This window comes from Paenibacillus sanfengchensis (genome assembly GCF_036864765.1).
Lineage (GTDB): Bacteria > Bacillota > Bacilli > Paenibacillales > Paenibacillaceae > Fontibacillus > Fontibacillus sanfengchensis.
Map to the genome: position 1 here is coordinate 1 of NZ_JBAGJC010000024.1, position 15,753 is coordinate 15,753.

Annotated in this window: 15 protein-coding genes and 1 rRNA gene; 2 read left to right on the top strand and 14 right to left on the bottom strand. The window is 54.7% G+C overall.

Annotated features, from left to right (window positions below; genetic code table 11):
* Nucleotides 1-158: ribosomal RNA gene (locus tag V4U84_RS25825) — 16S ribosomal RNA — on the bottom strand; the annotation flags it as partial.
* A gap of 320 nt (nucleotides 159-478) precedes the next feature.
* The gene (locus tag V4U84_RS25830; RefSeq protein WP_334076043.1) at nucleotides 479-1,357 is read right to left on the bottom strand and encodes a nucleotidyltransferase-like protein; all 879 of its coding nucleotides are present in this window, start codon (nucleotides 1,355-1,357) and stop codon (nucleotides 479-481) included.
* 120 nt (nucleotides 1,358-1,477) lie between these two features.
* Here V4U84_RS25830 and V4U84_RS25835 point away from each other — a divergent pair, with 120 nt between their 5' ends.
* Nucleotides 1,478-1,879, top strand: coding sequence for a YgzB family protein (locus V4U84_RS25835; protein WP_334076044.1), 402 nt, complete (start codon nucleotides 1,478-1,480; stop codon nucleotides 1,877-1,879).
* Between the two features lie 27 nt (nucleotides 1,880-1,906).
* Here the strand turns inward: V4U84_RS25835 and V4U84_RS25840 are convergent, their stop codons facing one another.
* The 11 genes from V4U84_RS25840 to uptA form a co-directional block, all read right to left on the bottom strand.
* Nucleotides 1,907-3,634: a glycosyl hydrolase family 18 protein gene (locus V4U84_RS25840; protein WP_334076045.1), complete on the bottom strand. Its 1,728-nt coding sequence runs from the start codon at nucleotides 3,632-3,634 to the stop codon at nucleotides 1,907-1,909.
* An 89-nt stretch (nucleotides 3,635-3,723) separates the two neighbouring features.
* Nucleotides 3,724-4,149 (bottom strand): Fur family transcriptional regulator, encoded by a 426-nt coding sequence (locus tag V4U84_RS25845; RefSeq protein ID WP_334076046.1) that lies wholly within the window; start codon nucleotides 4,147-4,149, stop codon nucleotides 3,724-3,726.
* 138 nt (nucleotides 4,150-4,287) lie between these two features.
* Nucleotides 4,288-6,126, bottom strand: a complete 1,839-nt coding sequence (locus tag V4U84_RS25850; RefSeq protein WP_334076047.1) for a DUF4097 family beta strand repeat-containing protein — start codon at nucleotides 6,124-6,126, stop codon at nucleotides 4,288-4,290.
* A gap of 139 nt (nucleotides 6,127-6,265) precedes the next feature.
* Nucleotides 6,266-6,733 (bottom strand): GNAT family N-acetyltransferase, encoded by a 468-nt coding sequence (locus tag V4U84_RS25855; protein WP_334076048.1) that lies wholly within the window; start codon nucleotides 6,731-6,733, stop codon nucleotides 6,266-6,268.
* Between the two features lie 39 nt (nucleotides 6,734-6,772).
* Nucleotides 6,773-8,212 (bottom strand): Asp-tRNA(Asn)/Glu-tRNA(Gln) amidotransferase subunit GatB, encoded by a 1,440-nt coding sequence (gene gatB, locus V4U84_RS25860; RefSeq protein WP_334076049.1) that lies wholly within the window; start codon nucleotides 8,210-8,212, stop codon nucleotides 6,773-6,775.
* 24 nt (nucleotides 8,213-8,236) lie between these two features.
* Nucleotides 8,237-9,691 carry an Asp-tRNA(Asn)/Glu-tRNA(Gln) amidotransferase subunit GatA gene (gatA, locus tag V4U84_RS25865; protein ID WP_334076050.1) on the bottom strand — a complete coding sequence of 485 codons (1,455 nt, stop codon included), beginning with the start codon at nucleotides 9,689-9,691 and terminating at the stop codon, nucleotides 8,237-8,239.
* Between the two features lie 23 nt (nucleotides 9,692-9,714).
* Nucleotides 9,715-10,002, bottom strand: a complete 288-nt coding sequence (gene gatC, locus V4U84_RS25870) for an Asp-tRNA(Asn)/Glu-tRNA(Gln) amidotransferase subunit GatC (protein WP_334076051.1) — start codon at nucleotides 10,000-10,002, stop codon at nucleotides 9,715-9,717.
* A 166-nt stretch (nucleotides 10,003-10,168) separates the two neighbouring features.
* Nucleotides 10,169-10,552, bottom strand: a complete 384-nt coding sequence (locus V4U84_RS25875) for an ATPase (protein ID WP_334076052.1) — start codon at nucleotides 10,550-10,552, stop codon at nucleotides 10,169-10,171.
* 882 nt (nucleotides 10,553-11,434) lie between these two features.
* Nucleotides 11,435-12,064, bottom strand: a complete 630-nt coding sequence (locus tag V4U84_RS25880; protein WP_334076053.1) for an MBL fold metallo-hydrolase — start codon at nucleotides 12,062-12,064, stop codon at nucleotides 11,435-11,437.
* Nucleotides 12,065-12,069: 5 nt separating this feature from the next.
* Nucleotides 12,070-12,636 carry a thioredoxin family protein gene (locus V4U84_RS25885; protein ID WP_334076054.1) on the bottom strand — a complete coding sequence of 189 codons (567 nt, stop codon included), beginning with the start codon at nucleotides 12,634-12,636 and terminating at the stop codon, nucleotides 12,070-12,072.
* A 3-nt stretch (nucleotides 12,637-12,639) separates the two neighbouring features.
* A complete protein-coding gene (gene uptA, locus V4U84_RS25890; protein WP_334076055.1) occupies nucleotides 12,640-13,251 on the bottom strand; it encodes an undecaprenyl phosphate transporter UptA in 612 nt (203 codons plus the stop codon).
* A gap of 159 nt (nucleotides 13,252-13,410) precedes the next feature.
* On the opposite strand from uptA, the gene V4U84_RS25895 reads away from it, so the two are divergent.
* Entirely contained in the window at nucleotides 13,411-13,722 is a 312-nt protein-coding gene (locus V4U84_RS25895) for a dehydrogenase (RefSeq protein WP_334076056.1), read from the top strand.
* A gap of 31 nt (nucleotides 13,723-13,753) precedes the next feature.
* Here V4U84_RS25895 and V4U84_RS25900 read toward each other — a convergent pair whose 3' ends face one another.
* Entirely contained in the window at nucleotides 13,754-15,748 is a 1,995-nt protein-coding gene (locus V4U84_RS25900; protein ID WP_334078203.1) for an O-antigen ligase family protein, read from the bottom strand.
* Nucleotides 15,749-15,753: the final 5 nt, after the last annotated feature.

Here is a 15,753-nt window from a genome sequence, read left to right on the forward strand (position 1 = left end):
GGTAGTTATCCCAGTCTTACGGGCAGGTTGCCTACGTGTTACTCACCCGTCCGCCGCTAACCATCAGAAGTGCAAGCACTCCATCAAGTCCGCTCGACTTGCATGTATTAGGCACGCCGCCAGCGTTCGTCCTGAGCCAGGATCAAACTCTCCAATAAAGTTGAAACTTATTGAATAAGCTGATAGCTCATTTTGAATCTGACGAGAATTTTACTTCTCATTTTAATACTCACTCGTTGTTCAGTTTTCAAAGATCAACTTCGTTTCTTTCGTCATCGCTGTGTTTCAGCGGCGACTTTTATAATATATCATGTTTTCCTCGTTTAAGTCAAGAACTTTTTTTCAAGTCATTTTTTTGATTCATTTTGACTTGCTTAACAAGTTTCTTGTCTCTCAGGGGCGAGATCTAATTTAACACAGAATGAATAGAACAGTCAACTATTTTTACAAAGGAAATAAATGAAAATATATCGAAACTTTATGCCCAATATCGAATTTCGCGGCCACCTCCGGAGGCATCTGCGGAAATCGCGGCCGATTGTTTAACCAGCGATCGATACACCAGCTTGCGGATCATCATCGGAAGCTCCTCCTTGATATAGCTAAGCTCCGGTAGTTCGAGCAGTTCTTGAATGCTCCAGGCTTCCTTCCGGCTTCCCAAAATCCGCAAGAGCAGCGAGCAGCAATCCTCCATCCTGGACATGGCGGAAAACTCGCAGGCAAGAAGCACCAGTTCAACGCGCTGCTCGATCGTTTCCTTGCTGTCGGTAAGCTCGTCGAACAATTTGCGGACAACCGTGTTTAAGGATTGCGCTTGCTCCCATACGCTATCTCCCGGGACAATCCCCTCATCGATCAGTTCAATCCGAGCGTAATGTTTTAAGGATTGCAGCACGCAGTAGTAAGCATCCATGAAATCCTGCTCACTGGCATAACGTTTGGCCTCTACGTAGGTACGCAAAAACCCGGCAAACTCCTTAAGCTTCCGCCTTTCTCTCATTCCGCTCCCGAAACGGGCCAATTCTTTGCGCAACTCCGTCACTTTTCCTCCCACGTCCCAAATAACCTCCCCCTGCAGGAAACACTGCACGATATCAGGGTGCTCACCGGTGACCACCCATTGCAGCAACTCATTTCTTCCGATATAACGCATTTGATAGTGCAGGGAGCCGCTTAAACAATGTTCCATATGTACGAGGCCCGAATCCGTCTCTTCGCAGATTACCAATACAAGCAGCTCAAAATCATGCAGCAATGAACCGCGAAACACACTGCCGGGGTGCCGGAAGCCCACCGCTCCAACAGCTTGGTGACCGCTCTTCTCCTGGCTTTTAAAAGAAAAAAAGGTTGGCTCCACGTTACCCTCCTGGCTTGGCGTATTTATGCCGATTCGTTATAATATAGTTCTACGCTTCCCTAAAGTTTCCTTCTTCCATTTTGGAATGAGATTATTCAAAAGAATTGAGGTTTTATAAACATGTTCTTTAAATCCAGCAAGATTAATGAATTCCGTTTATGGGGCCTTCTGTTAACGATGTCCGGAATGGGACTGATGGTATTGGGAACCGCCGGGATCGTTTTTTGGGGTCAGTCCGGCAAAGTTATCGCCGGGATCGGCCTGGTGATCGGCTTGATCGCCATGATGGCCAGCTTGGCCATCTATTTTTGGGCAGGGATGCTTTCGACATCCGCCGTCCAACTGGAGTGCCCGGAATGCCACAAGCTGACGAAAATGTTGGGAAAGACGGACCGGTGCATGTTCTGCAAGACGATCCTGACATTGGATCCGCATCATGCGACCATCACGGCGGAAGAAATAGAGAGCCGGCAAACGCTTGGACAAACGCCGGAAACCAACGCGGACACAAAAAAAGGTTGAACAAGGAATCCCTTGTCCAACCTTTTTTTATTCTGAAATTTGCTGTAGCACTTCCCAAGCTTCATCGGAGGCAAACCTTCGGGTCCAGGTTGCAACCCCCGCCAAGCCCAGAGATTGCGACAGTTCGACCCGCCGCTGCAATGATACCTTGTCCTCCAGCCAAATGCGGTGCAACGCGTTGTCTTCACGATATTCCACGTAGTTCTGCCCGGCCTCCTCCGACAAGGATGGAGTCAGCTTTTTCTCACGGATCAGATTTTGCGCCTTCTCCATGCCGATCGCTTTCGATTTGACCTTGACTTCGCCATCCTTGACCGTTTCCGTCCATACCCGCGTATATAACGGAATTCCAAGGATTAACTGATCTGGGGACACGTCATCCTCTTCCAGGAGCCGGATAACAGATGAACGCACCCAAGGAAGAGAGGCCACCGAACCCGCTTTGGGACTGGCAGCCCAATGCTCGTCATAGGCCATAAGAATCAAATAGTCGACGGCTTCGGCCAGCGCTCTTCGATCCAGAAAAGCCGACCACATCTCACTGTTGGATTTCGGCGTTACGTCAATAGAGACGACAAGCCCATATTCCATGGCCAAAGGCCGCAGTTCCCTCATGAACTGGGTCAGATTCGGCCCATCCTTGGTGTGCACGTTCTCGTAATCGATGTTGATCCCATCCAGATCATAAAGCTTTGCGTAATGCAGCATTTGAAGGATGGTGGTCATCCGGTTTTCAAAAGAAGACAGCGCCTCCGTCGTCAAATCCGGTTCAAAGCTATTGCTGAACAACCCCCAGACTTGCATGCCCTGGTTATGGGCCCATCGGACATAAGCGGGATCCGCCTTGCTTCGGAGGTTACCGCTTCCGTCAACCAACGAAAACCAGGTTGGGCTCACGACGTTCACCCCTGGCAATTTTCCGAGAGAAGAAGGCTTCGGGGCTACTTCGTAAACGGCTTCCCAAGTCATATTGATTTTCTTGGCCTGCCATTTCTTCTTCGCCGGCGACAAAACCGGCTCAAGCTCGGGAACGGTGCGATCATCGCCGGCTACCGTGTCTTTTTGTTTGACATACCCGGTATATCCATTATAAAGCTGGACATAATACCAATCATCCTGGCTATCGAGAACTCTCAATTTGGTACCTGGCTCCATATCCGCAAAAATCGGCGAATGGATGCTGGCGTCTTTTCTTAATGGAGCCGTAAAATTGTCTTTTTTCGAGTCGTCGCGAACAAGCCTATGCTTCACCGTTTCCCCGGGTTTCATCAGCAGAACCGCGCCGGAATCGGCATCTTCATGCACTTCCATGCCGTACAGTTCCTTCAGCAAATAGGCCGGCAGATACAGAACCCCCTCCTCTTCCTCAGGAGCAAAGCGCAGGCTTAGCGGCTTGTTGTTGACTTTTCCCCTTTTCTCATTCGTTTTCAGCAGCACTAACTTTTTAGGCGTCGTCAAAATTACGGATTTTGACTCTTCTTCATACCGGATATTGGGATCCACCACAGATTGAATCGTCGGCAGGGGCAGCTTGAGCCCTTCCCCATCGCCTATGGCGCTGCCTTCCAGCAATTCTCCCCCAACAAACATCGGTTTGGCAACTTTCCCTTTCCAGACCGGTTCCGTATGTTCCCGGTTGGGCAAAATTTCAGCAGAGTACCAGTACGCTCCAACCGCAAGGATCAGCAGCGCCAGCCACCATTTCCCCCGGCCTCTCCGTCTGGAACTTCTATGGAGCCTTTTTCTGCTATTCAACGTAAAATACCTCGCTTCCCAAAAAATAAAAACGTGAAGAAACTCCCGAAGGAATCCCTCACGTTTCTCTACCCACAAGTCGGACTGAACTATCGATTACGGCAGGTTTCGCAAATTCCGTGCAGTTCCATCCGATGTCCATGGACGATGAAACCGGTCATCTCTTCGGCCTTCTGTTCGACTTCCATGAGGGATGGATAAGAGAAATCTTTGATTTTACCGCATTTCTCGCAAATGATATGATAGTGATCCGAAACATCTGCATCGAAGCGGCTGGAGTTGTCCCCGTAGGTCAATTCACGCACCATACCGGCTTCCATTAACATCTTTAGATTGTTATATACGGTTGCCACGCTCATATTCGGAAAACGGGGCTCGAGCGCCCGATAAATTTCATCCGCGGTCGGATGTCCCATGCATTCTATAAGATAAGTTAAAATGGCATGACGTTGCGGCGTAATGCGTACACCGTTACTCTTCAACTGGTCTAGCGCATGCTGTACGCGTGTAGCCATAAAGTCCACCGCCTCTAAAAAAGTGCAAAAAAACCATGCTTAAATATATTTACAAATTTATTGTACGGTTATCATAAATCGTTTGTCAACGAACCAGCCGTCCCCACCGGACATGTAAGGCTCATACATCAAGGAGATTCAGCGTTTGGTCACAATTAAATCGCTGTTTCCATCAACCTTAATCTGGTGGTCCCCACTGCCGACAATCCCCTTGATTTCCTTGTTTTCGATATTAAAGGGAAGATCGGTTTCGATATTTCCGTAACCGCTGGAGCCTTCGAAGCTATAATTCCCGGCCTCCGGAATCTGGATCCGCATCTCGCCGACCGCACTGTATACGTTCCAATCTCCGCCGATTTCATGGGTTGCGATGTGAATTTTACCGTTAAGCGATTCCGCCTCAAGATTGAGCGGAACTCCATCGATCTGGATATTTCCGTTTTTGGTGTTGGTCTTGATGTCAGATTCGGCATGAACCACCGAGATATCGCCAACCATCGTGGAGAGCGAGGCATTGCCGTTGATGCTGTTCGCCTTCAAATTGCCGCCTTGGGTGTCCACGATCACGTCCCCGAAAATCCGGAAGAGCTCCACGTTGCCGTTCAACGTTTTGGCCGAGACATTTCCGATCACATCCCAAAGCCGCAAATTTCCGTTCCCGGTCTGCAGCTTGACGGACTTCAAGGCCTGCACCCGGGTCAGCGTCACATCACCGCTGGAAGTATTGATATCCAAATCCAAAAAGCGGTTTTCCGGCAGTACGATGGTAAGATTCACCCGGGGATGGCGTCTTCCCGATTCTCCATAGGTCAAATCCTTGACGGTAATCGCCAACGCTTTTCCCACGGAGGTATCGATCGTTGTTTTTTCCGCGATTTTTTCGGCTTCCTCGGCCGGGACTTGATCCACCCAAACCGCGGAACGGATCTGGACGCCCTCAATCTCGGCGCGTTGGATTTCAATATCCCCGTTGATTCCGTTAATGTGAATCTGTTCGGTCTCCAAATCGATCGGGACCTCGATGATCGGTCTTTCCTCATGAAGTCCTTCCTCCATGCTGAACTCCGATCCCGCGGTGGCGAGATTTAGGCTGACACGGTTCCATAGGTGCAGGTAATGGTCCTGTTGGGTCACGGCAAAAACCGAAAATCCGAGAAATACCGCAACGAGCATCCCTCTAATATCCACGCGCAGACGGCGCTCCGGACGGTCCGTATGCTTTCTGTTATGGATGAACACAACAATATATTCCAAGCCGCTGGCCATCAAAACAACAGGCCACCACCGGGGCAGAAACAGCAGCAAATCCCATCCGGTAATCCGGTCTATCAACAACAGTACACCTACCGCGATTAAAAGGGCCGCGGCGGTAAAACGTCCCGTGCGGATCAGCCGGCGGCGGATCTCCCTCCAGATCAGCCACAGTCCGGTCAGAATAAGGGCCGCCGAAACCGCATAACCCGCCGACCACTGAATGAAACCTTCCAGCCACGGCGGCTTTTGCCTGAACAGAAACAGGATCGCGCCCCCGCCCATCAGCAGTCCCCCTGCGGCCACGCCACGGCGGATCCCGCTATATCCGGTTTCTTCGCTCCCGTCGGTCGGAACAACCTCATCCTCTTCGGTTTGGGCGCGTTTTACCCTGGCATTGATCACGTCCGTGGATTGCAGCACGTCATATATACCGCAAAAATAAAGGACGGGAATCATCAATCCGAGCAAAATCAAAAACGGAACATTGATTCCGGAGCGCACGGAGGAAAAATAAATCAGCGCCGATGCATCGAGCAGCACGCAATAGATCAGAACGGCGCCTTTGGAGAACATTTTTAAGTAGAGATGGCCCAAACCGGGAAATATCGCACTCAGAAAACAAGCGATGAACTTGCGCTTACGTCGTCTCGGCCGGAATCCGTAGCTGCGAACCGCCTGTTCTCCGGGATGCCGGGCTTGTTTTTTTGCGGATCTCTTATTCATCGCCATCTCCTTCCCGTATTTATATATTAGTATAATAATACCCTATTCTCTCACTGTCTGTAATATGGAATGAACTGGGCCTGGCTAAGACAAAAAGCGCACCAATTCGGCCGCATGGCCAGAAAAGGTGCGCTCGTTTCTAATTCCGGTGATAACGGAATACCGCAAGTCTCGCCCCAGGGATGGATTTAACGCTTTCGCCAAGCGAAAATCCGAACCTCCGATACAGTGAGACCGCGGGTTCGTTACGAGTTCCTGCGGTAACGGAGAACGTTGCGATCCCCGGGTGGTTATCGATCACATATTTCAGCAAAGAAGCGCCGATCCCCTTGCGAAGATGATCCGGGTGAACCATCAGCCGGGTAATTTCCAGGCTGTTTGCGGAAAGATCCACAGGTGCCGTCACAATCGCACCGAGAAGCTCGCCGTCCGTCGAAAGCATCCCGTAAAAATGGTCGGCGCTGTTCCGAATGGTTTCATAGGTTTCCGGCAGCGGCGGAGCTTCCTTTAAACCCATCGCGGCCGCCTCCAAACGGTAAGCCGCGTGCTGCAGGCTCCACAACTGCTCCACCATGTCCGGATCGTGCAGCGATAGACGTACGATCATACGGATGCCCCCTTGGCCGCCCCGGCCCGCTCCCGATTACTAATCTTTCAGAACCTCGACCAGCAGTTTGTTCACCAGCCCCGGGTTCGCTTTGCCTTTGCTCTGCTTCATGACTTGGCCTACCAGGAAACCGATGGCCTTTTCCTTACCCGCTTTATAATCCTGCACGGAAGCCGGGTTGTTCGCCACCACTTCCTTTACGATCTCCAGAATAGCGCCTTCGTCGCTGATTTGTACCAGCCCTTGCTCCTCAACGATCTGCTGCGGAAGCTTGCCGCTTTGCAGCATTTCTTTGAAGACCGTCTTGGCGATCTTGGAACTGATGGTGCCTTTTTCGATCAGGTTGATCATTTCGCCGAGGCCCTGACCGGTCAGCTTCACTTGCGGCAGTTCCAATCCGTTGCTGTTCAGATAGCCGAGCAAGTCGCCCATGATCCAGTTGGACACGGCTTTGGCATCGGACGTGTACTCCAGACTGTTCTCAAACAAATCCGCCAGCGGCTTGGAGGACGTAATCACGCCGGCATCGTACTCCGGCAGTCCGTATTCCGCCGTGTAACGGGCTTTGCGCGCGTCCGGCAGCTCCGGAATCGAAGCCCGGATCCGCTCCTTCCACGCCTGGTCGATATGGATTCTCACCAGATCGGGATCGGGGAAGTACCGGTAGTCGTGCGCCTCTTCCTTGCCGCGCATGGAGAAGGTTTTGCCTTGAGCCTCGTCCCAACGGCGCGTCTCCTGAACAACCTTGCCGCCTTCGTCGAGAATCTCCGCCTGGCGATACTGTTCATATTCCAGACCGCGCACAACGCCGCGGAAGGAGTTCATGTTTTTGAGCTCGGCGCGGGTGCCGAATTCCTCCTGCCCCCAAGGACGCAGGCTGACGTTGGCGTCGCAGCGCATGGAGCCCTCCTCCATTTTCACGTCGGAAACTTCGCAATACTGCATGATCGCGCGCAGCTTCTCAAGGTACGCCCGCGCCTCCTCCGGTGAGGAGATATCCGGTTCGGACACGATCTCCACCAACGGGGTACCGACGCGATTGAAGTCGACCAAAGAGGCGTAACCACCGTCAACGTGTGTCAGTTTCCCGGCATCCTCCTCAAGATGGAGGCGGGTAATGCCGATGCGCTTCGTACGCCCGTCCACTTCAATATCGATATACCCGTTCTCCCCGATCGGCTGATCGTACTGGGAGATTTGATACGCTTTGGGCGAGTCCGGGTAAAAATAGTTTTTACGGTCGAATTTGCTGACATCGCCGATCTCACAGTTTAAGGCCATGGCCGCCTTCATGGCGTAATCCACCGCCTGGCGGTTCAACACGGGCAGAACACCGGGATGTCCCAGGCAGACGGGACAGGTGTGCGTGTTGGGCGGAGCGCCGAATTCCGTGGAGCAGCCGCAGAAGATTTTGGTCTTCGTGTGCAGCTCCACGTGCACCTCTAACCCTATTACCGTTTCATATTTGGATGTTGACATATTGACCCTCCTGTAAATCCCCCATTACAACGACGGGCGTTGTTTGTGGTGGTCCGTATGAGCTTCAAACGCATGGGCTACCCGAAGCACGCTGCTCTCGTCAAACGCCTTGCCGATGATTTGCAAACCGACCGGAAGGCCGTCCGCAAAGCCGCAAGGCACGCTGATCGCCGGAACGCCTGCCAGGCTGACCGGAATCGTAAGAATATCGTTAAGGTACATCGTCAGCGGATCATCCACCTGCGATCCCAGCGGGAAGGCGGTAGTCGGTGCCGTAGGTCCGAGGATGACGTCATATTTCTCGAAGGTCTGGTCAAAATCGCGTTTGATCAAGGTACGGACCTTTTGCGCCTTCAAATAGTAGGCATCATAGTAACCCGAGCTGAGAGCGTAAGTCCCCAGCATAATGCGGCGCTTTACTTCCGGGCCGAAGCCCTGGCTGCGCGACTCCAGGTACAAATCCAGCAGGTTGCCCGCATGATCGGCGCGTACGCCGTAACGAACGCCGTCAAAGCGCGACAAGTTGGAGGACGCTTCCGAAGAAGCCAGCAGATAGTAAGCCGCGACCGCATATTCCGTATGCGGCAGGGACACTTCCTCCCATTCGGCGCCGAGGCCTTCAAGAACTTTCAGCGACGCCATGACGGAGTCCTTGACCTGCGGATCCACGCCTTCCAGATATTCCTTAGGCACCGCGATGCGCAGTCCATTCACATCTCCGGTCAACGCCTCCAAATAATCCGGCACATCGACATTCGCGGACGTGGAATCCTTCGGATCATGTCCGGCAATGGCTTGCAAGACGTATGCCGCGTCTTCGACATTTTTCGTAATCGGGCCGATCTGGTCCAACGAGGAAGCAAACGCCACCAGCCCGTAGCGGGACACCAAACCGTAAGTCGGCTTCAAGCCGACAACACCGCAATAGGAAGCCGGCTGGCGGATCGAACCGCCGGTATCGGAGCCGAGCGTAAAGTAAGCTTCCCCCGCCGCTACCGCAGCCGCGGAGCCGCCGCTGGAACCGCCGGGAACGCGGCTTAAATCCCAAGGGTTACGCACCGGATGGAAGCTGGAATTCTCGTTGGAACCGCCCATGGCGAATTCATCCATATTCAGCTTGCCTACCGTTACCGCTTCCGCCAGCTTCAGTTTCGAGACTACCGTTGCATCGTAAATCGGATCATAATTCGCCAAAAATTGACTGGCACAAGTCGTGCGCAGACCTTCGGTCACCATATTGTCCTTAATGCCGACAGGTAGCCCGAAAAGAAGGCCTTTCTCCTCCCCGCCGGCCAGCTTGTTGTCGAGCCTTGCCGCTTCGGCGCGGGCCCCTTCTTCATTCAACGTTAAATAAGCGCCTACTTGTCCATCCCGCTCCGATATTTTGGCGAACGCCTCGCCCACCAAATCGGTCACGGACAGCTCTTTTTTGCTGAGCTGATTATGTATCTCCTGTAAGCGCAATTCAAAAAGACTCACTGGCGCATCCTCCTTCGCTATATCTACTCAAGTACCGCCGGCACTTTAAATTGCCCGTCTTCTTCATCCGGCGCATTCCGGAACACTTTCTCCTGAGGCAGACTTTCGTGCACCTCGTCTTCGCGCATGACATTGCTGAGATGCAGGACATGCGTCGTCGGCTCCACGCCTTCCGTATCCAGCTCATTCAGCTTCTCGGCATATTGTAAAATCGCGTTCAACTGTTCCGTGAACATTTCCCGCTCTTCGTCGCTCAAGTTCAACCGGGCCAGCTTGGCCACATGCTCCACGTCTTTTACCTGGATGCTCATTTGCTTTCCTCCTTAAACGTCCCTGCGGGGCTGATTAGTTCATTCTACCATGACGATTCAGATGAATAAAATTATATTGTAGAATGTGCACGAGTTCAATCCGTTAACGCGAAACCTGGCGAAAGCCTGCAAAATATACGAAAAAAGAGCCGGCATCGCCGGCTCCTTATATCCATGCTCGCAAATTCACCTGTTTGATGAACTCGGCCTGAGACATAACTTCCTTTGTTGGTTCCTTCTGCTCATCCGCATCCTGATCGCCGCCGTTCATTACATGCATAAACAGCTTCTCGTTATGCGTCGCCAGAGCGTAATCGATCAACGCTTCCTTCGTAGCCCGCTCGGCTTCATATTCCATGAGCAGCTCTTCGGACTCCACATCACTGGAAGGAACGTAATAATTGCGTCCTGTCTTTGGAGCGCGGATTACGTAATCAAACGCATTATCCGGATTACGGTCGTAAGCAATAACGTAGCCATATTCCCCAACAGGAAGATTCTGCTCAAAAGCATCTCCGACGATTACGACTCTCTCTCCCAACTGCAGCATCGTCTACCTCCCTGATTTATTCATAAGTTATTTTTCTATCCTACTAAAAAAATCGGAGATGGGCAACATTTTGCTAGGCAGTAGAGCCGACAGCTCTGAAAATTTTAGGATTTGTTCATTTTTCAAAGAAGCGCATGTCAATCGTCTCCCCAAAAAGCGCAAAAAAAGAACGCAAACCGGGATAATTCCTCAGCTTGCGTGCTTCGCAGGGTTAACAATATTTATAGACATGATTCTAACAAAGGACGGCAGGCTTGTCCAGCATTTTTGCACTTTTTGTGCAAAAATTTGTTGTAAAACCGCCCTACTAGTCATTAAAATTTGTCTGCGGCCTGCTTCCCTTTGAGCCCAGGCAGATAAATAAGGGCTTTTTGCGCTGCCATTTTGTCGCATTCGGCTGGACGGCGTGAATTAGAGGACGTTTTGGCCCTTATTTTGGGAAAATGTGGGCCAAAACTTGATTTCGGAACCCATACCAGGAAAATAGGGCCCTTTTTGACCGCTATTTCCCCCCCGGAGCCGAATCGGGCCGAAATAGCGGCCAAAAAGACAGCTATTCCGGCGGGCAGCCCGCGAATTGCCGGGCCCCCGTTCGCCACGCCGCTTCCTGAGGTGACGAATAAGTCTTAAAATGGGCGGCACCTGGCCCGGTTTGATGCCACGTCGGGCTTCAAAGATGCAAATATGCAGGAATTTTCGCCAAATTGTTGAGCCGTTCTGCAAATTGATGCAAAAATGCAGGAATTTACGGCTAAATTCTAAAGGGCGCTCTTTTCGCGAGAAAATACCTGCGCATTTGCAGGAATTTTAAAGCCTCGGCCCGATGCGAGCGAAAAAGATGCAGATTTGCAGGAATTTACGGCCATAGGCTCCATTGCCGCATCAGCCCGAAACGTAAGGGTTGTTCGCCCGCTCGAATCCGATGCTCGTGTTTGGACCGTGGCCCGGATAGACTTTGGTTTCATCGGAAAAACGGAACAGGGTTCCGCGTATCGAGTTGTACAGGTCCGCCTCACGCCCACCGGGGAGATCGGTGCGGCCTACGCTCATTTTGAACAGGCAATCGCCCGAGAATAAATCGTCTCCGCACAAAAAACTCACGCTGCCCGGCGAGTGTCCGGGCGTATGGTAAACCGTGAACTCGTGACCGATCAGCGTAATTTTCTGCCCCTCAGCCAGATCGAACTCCGCGGGTTCGCACGCGATCGGCCCCGTCACTGTCGGCCACATCAAGGAACCGTTCAGTTTAGGACTCGTCAGCCACTCGCTTTCCAGAGGATGCACATAAACCGGACAGCCCTTAAGCTTCCGAATCTCCTCCACGCCGCCGATGTGATCGAAATGGGCGTGCGTCAGCAGAATCGCCTCAATCTCCAACCCTTCAATCCTCCGGAGCAGAGAGCCCGGATTCATGCCCGGGTCAATAATTACGGCCCGATCGTCCGCCTCCCCCCGGAGCAGATAAGCATTCGTTTGCAAAGGTCCCAGTGAAAAGCTCTCTATTCGCAACATAGGTTCTACATTCCGGAGATGAGGCCACGCAGTTCGCTAACGACCGAGGCGTTGACTCCGGTTCCTTCCTCATATTTTTCGGCCATCTTCCGGCGGACAACTCCGATTTTCTCCTCGTAATCCGGGGCTTCCCGGTCGGGATTTTCCCGTTTGAATTCCACCATCAACTCCTGGACATGGGCAGGCCGGGGTCCCCAATGCCCAAGCACGTAACCGCCTGTATCGGCAAAAATCACGATCGGCACCGAACGCCCGCCCATGGTCAGAAAGTGATCCATCAGATCCTGATGCTCCTCCAAAATGAATACTTCCGTCTTCCAGCCGGCCGTTTCCAGGGCCCGGAACACCACAGGTACATTTCGTACGACATCCCCGCACCAATCCGCCGCGAGAATCAGCACACGCACATCATCCCGATAGTTCAAACTCTCGAAAAATTCGCGGTCCTCCTCCCGAACCCAGGCGAAATTCTCATAGCCCGCGGCAAAATCCCCCTTGTTCCGCTCCATCCCTTCCATAAATTGGAGGGGAGTGATGCCCTTTCCGAATTTGTTAGCGACGTTCACACTCATTTATCATTCTCCTTTCTTTCGAGAGGTGCCGAACCATTTTATCAGCAAATAAACGACGAGCAGCGCAAGAGCCACCAGCAAAATCGGCATGATATAAGGGCCTGCCTTCTCATCGATATGCTCCCAGTTCTCCCCGAGCAGCATGCCCAGGTAAACAAACAGCACCGACCAGGGGATCACCGCCAACGTCGTCAACAGCAGAAATTTTCCGACCGGCATCTTCGCCATCCCTGCCGGGATGGATATCGCATGCCTTGCGACCGGAATAAACCGGGCCGTAAAAATAACGCCGGGGCCGTATTTGAGAAACCAGGCTTCGGATACATCGATATGTTTTTTTTGAATCAGAATATACTTCCCGAATCTCTCCAAAATAGGGCGCCCTCCGTACCGGCCGATCCAGTAGATGAACAACTGGGCGACCACCCCGCCGATCACGCCGAAAAAGACCGCACCCACAAAATTAATGGTTCCCGAATGTACCAGATACCCTCCATAAGCCAGTACAATTTCACTGGGAATGACCTCAATCATAAGGCCCAGCATAATGCCGACATACCCCAACTGCTGAATCCATTCAAAAATAACTCCTACCACGTTTGAAATCCATTCCACCTTGCAGTCCCTCTCCCCATACATTTAAGCGTAAGGCCAAAATGTCTTTTTTCACCAGTCTATTCTATCATAGCGGGGGACATGCATCTACTCGGCCATCCTCGCGAAGTGTCTCCAGAGCAGCCGGGAGCATATGCTGGTATAGAAGGAGGCAAGGACATGAACAACAAACCGGGGAAGCATGCCGCAGATTTGCCAACCCCCAGAAAGATCCGCCGGAGCTGCAGTAAAGAGCTCTATCGAACGGTCAAACGGCTTGGTGTATATCTTCCCGAAACCCGGATCAAGCAAGGAGAAGAACTCTATTACAAAAAGGTGATCGGAAACCTGCTATGGATCGGCGAAAATATCAGCAACCGAAAGGTTCTGGCGGACTGGTGGGACGAGGCGGTCAGCGGCGAGCTCGCCGAACTGTGGCAAGTGGACCGTCCAGCTCTCTCCAAAGCGTTCCGCGACGCCTTCGGCGGTTGAAGTAAGCCGCAGGCGGACGGGCAGCCCGCCGCTAGCGCGGGTCGGCGGCGGCACTCCCGTTTTGCGGAGCCGGCCATCCGGCAGCTTGAACACGCAGCTTGCGGGCGAGGACGACGGCTTCCGGGGTTAGCCGGAAGCCCCTGTCATTGCGCAGCTGCCGGGCCTGCTCCGCCAGGCGGTGGAAGCGCCGGAACGCTTCCGCACCCGCGGAAGCGGCAGAGGATGCCTGCGGCAGCTGGCCCGTGCTTTCCAGCCTGTCCGCCAGCAGGCTGATGCCTTCCAGCGCCGCCGTCTGCACGGCACGGCTGTAGCGGTCAAGCTCCGCCGCGCGGCGAAGCGGGGCCAGCGCGGCGGCATCCCCCTGCCGCGCGAGGGCGAGGCCCAGCGCGAGCGCAAGGCCGGGATGGCCCCGCTCGTAGGCCATCCCGCGGCGCAGCACCTCGGCCGCCGGGCCCGGATCGAGCCGGGCGGCCAGCGCCAGGCGGAGCTCGGGCCGGGCCGGGGCCAGCGCAAGCGCCCGCTCCAACAGCCGCGCGGACTCCGCCGGTCGGGCGTCAGAGGCCGCCGCAAGTCGCTGCAAGCGAAGGCTTTCCGCTTGGCGAAAGGCGGACAACCCGCCCGTCAGAAGCAGTGCGGCCAGCACCACCGCCACCAATCGGCTGGGGCGAAATTCCGCCGGCTTTCCGGGCACTCCGCTAAATGAGACGGCCCCCGGTTTGCCCATGCCCCAGACCGCCAGCCACAGGACAAGCATCCAGAACAACCCGTAGCTCATGTCAAAGTCAACCGCACTGTGCAGCAGCAAAACCAGAAAGGCAGGCAGCAGCCGTGCGGGCAAGCGGGAACGGTACATGCCTGCGATAACCGCAATCAGCCAGCCGAGCACCGCGACCAGCCCGATTAACCCAAGATCAAGCGCCAGGTCAAGATAGCCGCTGTGCACTTCGTTCCCCACGTAAGGACGGCCTTGGACGGTGCGATGCAGCGCCCGCCACGTATCGCCTCCCCGGCCGACCCAGGGCGATTCGCCCAGCAACCGCAGCGCGTCCGCGTACATGTCGCCGCGGGCGAGCCAGGTCGCGGCGCTAGAAAGCCGCTCGCGCAAGCCGGCGCCGAAGGCGAGCGCTGCGAAGAGCGCGGCGGCCAGCGCGGCGCCGGGCGCCGCGGGCCGATCGGCGGCCCGGGCCGCCAGCGTGCACAGCGCCGCGGCGGCGGCCAGCCCGGCGGCGAGCGCCAGCAGCCCGGGCAGCGCGGGCGGCGCCAGCTGCGCGGCGGCGAGCTGCCGGGCGAGCAGCGCGGCCACGGCCACAGCGGCGGCGCTGTGCAGCGCGTAGCGCCGCCGCTCCCGGCCGCGCAGCAGCAGCCAGCCGGCGGCCCAGCCCGCGGCCGCAGCGGCGAACGCGCCGCGCGACTCCGTCAGCAGCAGCGCCAGGGCGAAGACCGGCGCCAATGCGCCGGTCCGGCAGCCCCGCCAGCGCGCTCGCCGGGTAAAGGCGGCGGCCGGCAGCCGGGCGAGGGCGGTCAGCCGCTCCAGCAGAGCGGCAGCCATCACAGCACCGAAAGTATTCGGGTACTGAAGCAGACCGCCCAGCCGGGCCCCCGCCGCCGCTACCTCGCGATCCGCCGTGCGCAGGATCGCCCCCGGGGCGGGCAGCAGCCCGTACACGGCGGCCAGCGCCGTGACGGCGAGCCCGCCGGTGACGATCAGCCAGCCCCGCTCCAGGAAGGCGGGGCCGTCCGAACCGCTCCCCGCGGCAAGCAAGGCCAGGGCGAAGCTCCCCATGAACAGCCAATGCATCGCCGCCGTAACGGTTGCCTGGTAAGACACCGGGCCCAACAGAAGCTGCGTTCCGTAGAGGATAGCGATTAAAAAAGGGCCCGCGATTAGAAGCGAAGCCCCGCCAAAAAGTCCGGCATCCCCCTCCGCGGGCCTACGTCTCATTAAAAACGCAATCATCGCAACAGCCGCCGCCAAAAACCAAAACGAAAACGGGACAAGCGTAAATAAGGTGGTCTGATAAAACATTCCCC

Coding starts and splice junctions, on each gene's coding strand:
- V4U84_RS25845 (WP_334076046.1), bottom strand. CDS start 4,149: ATGGCTACACGCGTACAGCATGCGCTAGACCAGTTGAAGAGTAACGGT.
- V4U84_RS25835 (WP_334076044.1), top strand. CDS start 1,478: ATGTTCTTTAAATCCAGCAAGATTAATGAATTCCGTTTATGGGGCCTT.
- V4U84_RS25885 (WP_334076054.1), bottom strand. CDS start 12,636: ATGAGTGTGAACGTCGCTAACAAATTCGGAAAGGGCATCACTCCCCTC.
- V4U84_RS25850 (WP_334076047.1), bottom strand. CDS start 6,126: ATGAATAAGAGATCCGCAAAAAAACAAGCCCGGCATCCCGGAGAACAG.
- V4U84_RS25875 (WP_334076052.1), bottom strand. CDS start 10,552: ATGCTGCAGTTGGGAGAGAGAGTCGTAATCGTCGGAGATGCTTTTGAG.
- gatB (WP_334076049.1), bottom strand. CDS start 8,212: ATGTCAACATCCAAATATGAAACGGTAATAGGGTTAGAGGTGCACGTG.
- V4U84_RS25880 (WP_334076053.1), bottom strand. CDS start 12,064: ATGTTGCGAATAGAGAGCTTTTCACTGGGACCTTTGCAAACGAATGCT.
- V4U84_RS25895 (WP_334076056.1), top strand. CDS start 13,411: ATGAACAACAAACCGGGGAAGCATGCCGCAGATTTGCCAACCCCCAGA.
- V4U84_RS25900 (WP_334078203.1), bottom strand. CDS start 15,748: ATGTTTTATCAGACCACCTTATTTACGCTTGTCCCGTTTTCGTTTTGG.
- V4U84_RS25855 (WP_334076048.1), bottom strand. CDS start 6,733: ATGATCGTACGTCTATCGCTGCACGATCCGGACATGGTGGAGCAGTTG.
- gatC (WP_334076051.1), bottom strand. CDS start 10,002: ATGAGCATCCAGGTAAAAGACGTGGAGCATGTGGCCAAGCTGGCCCGG.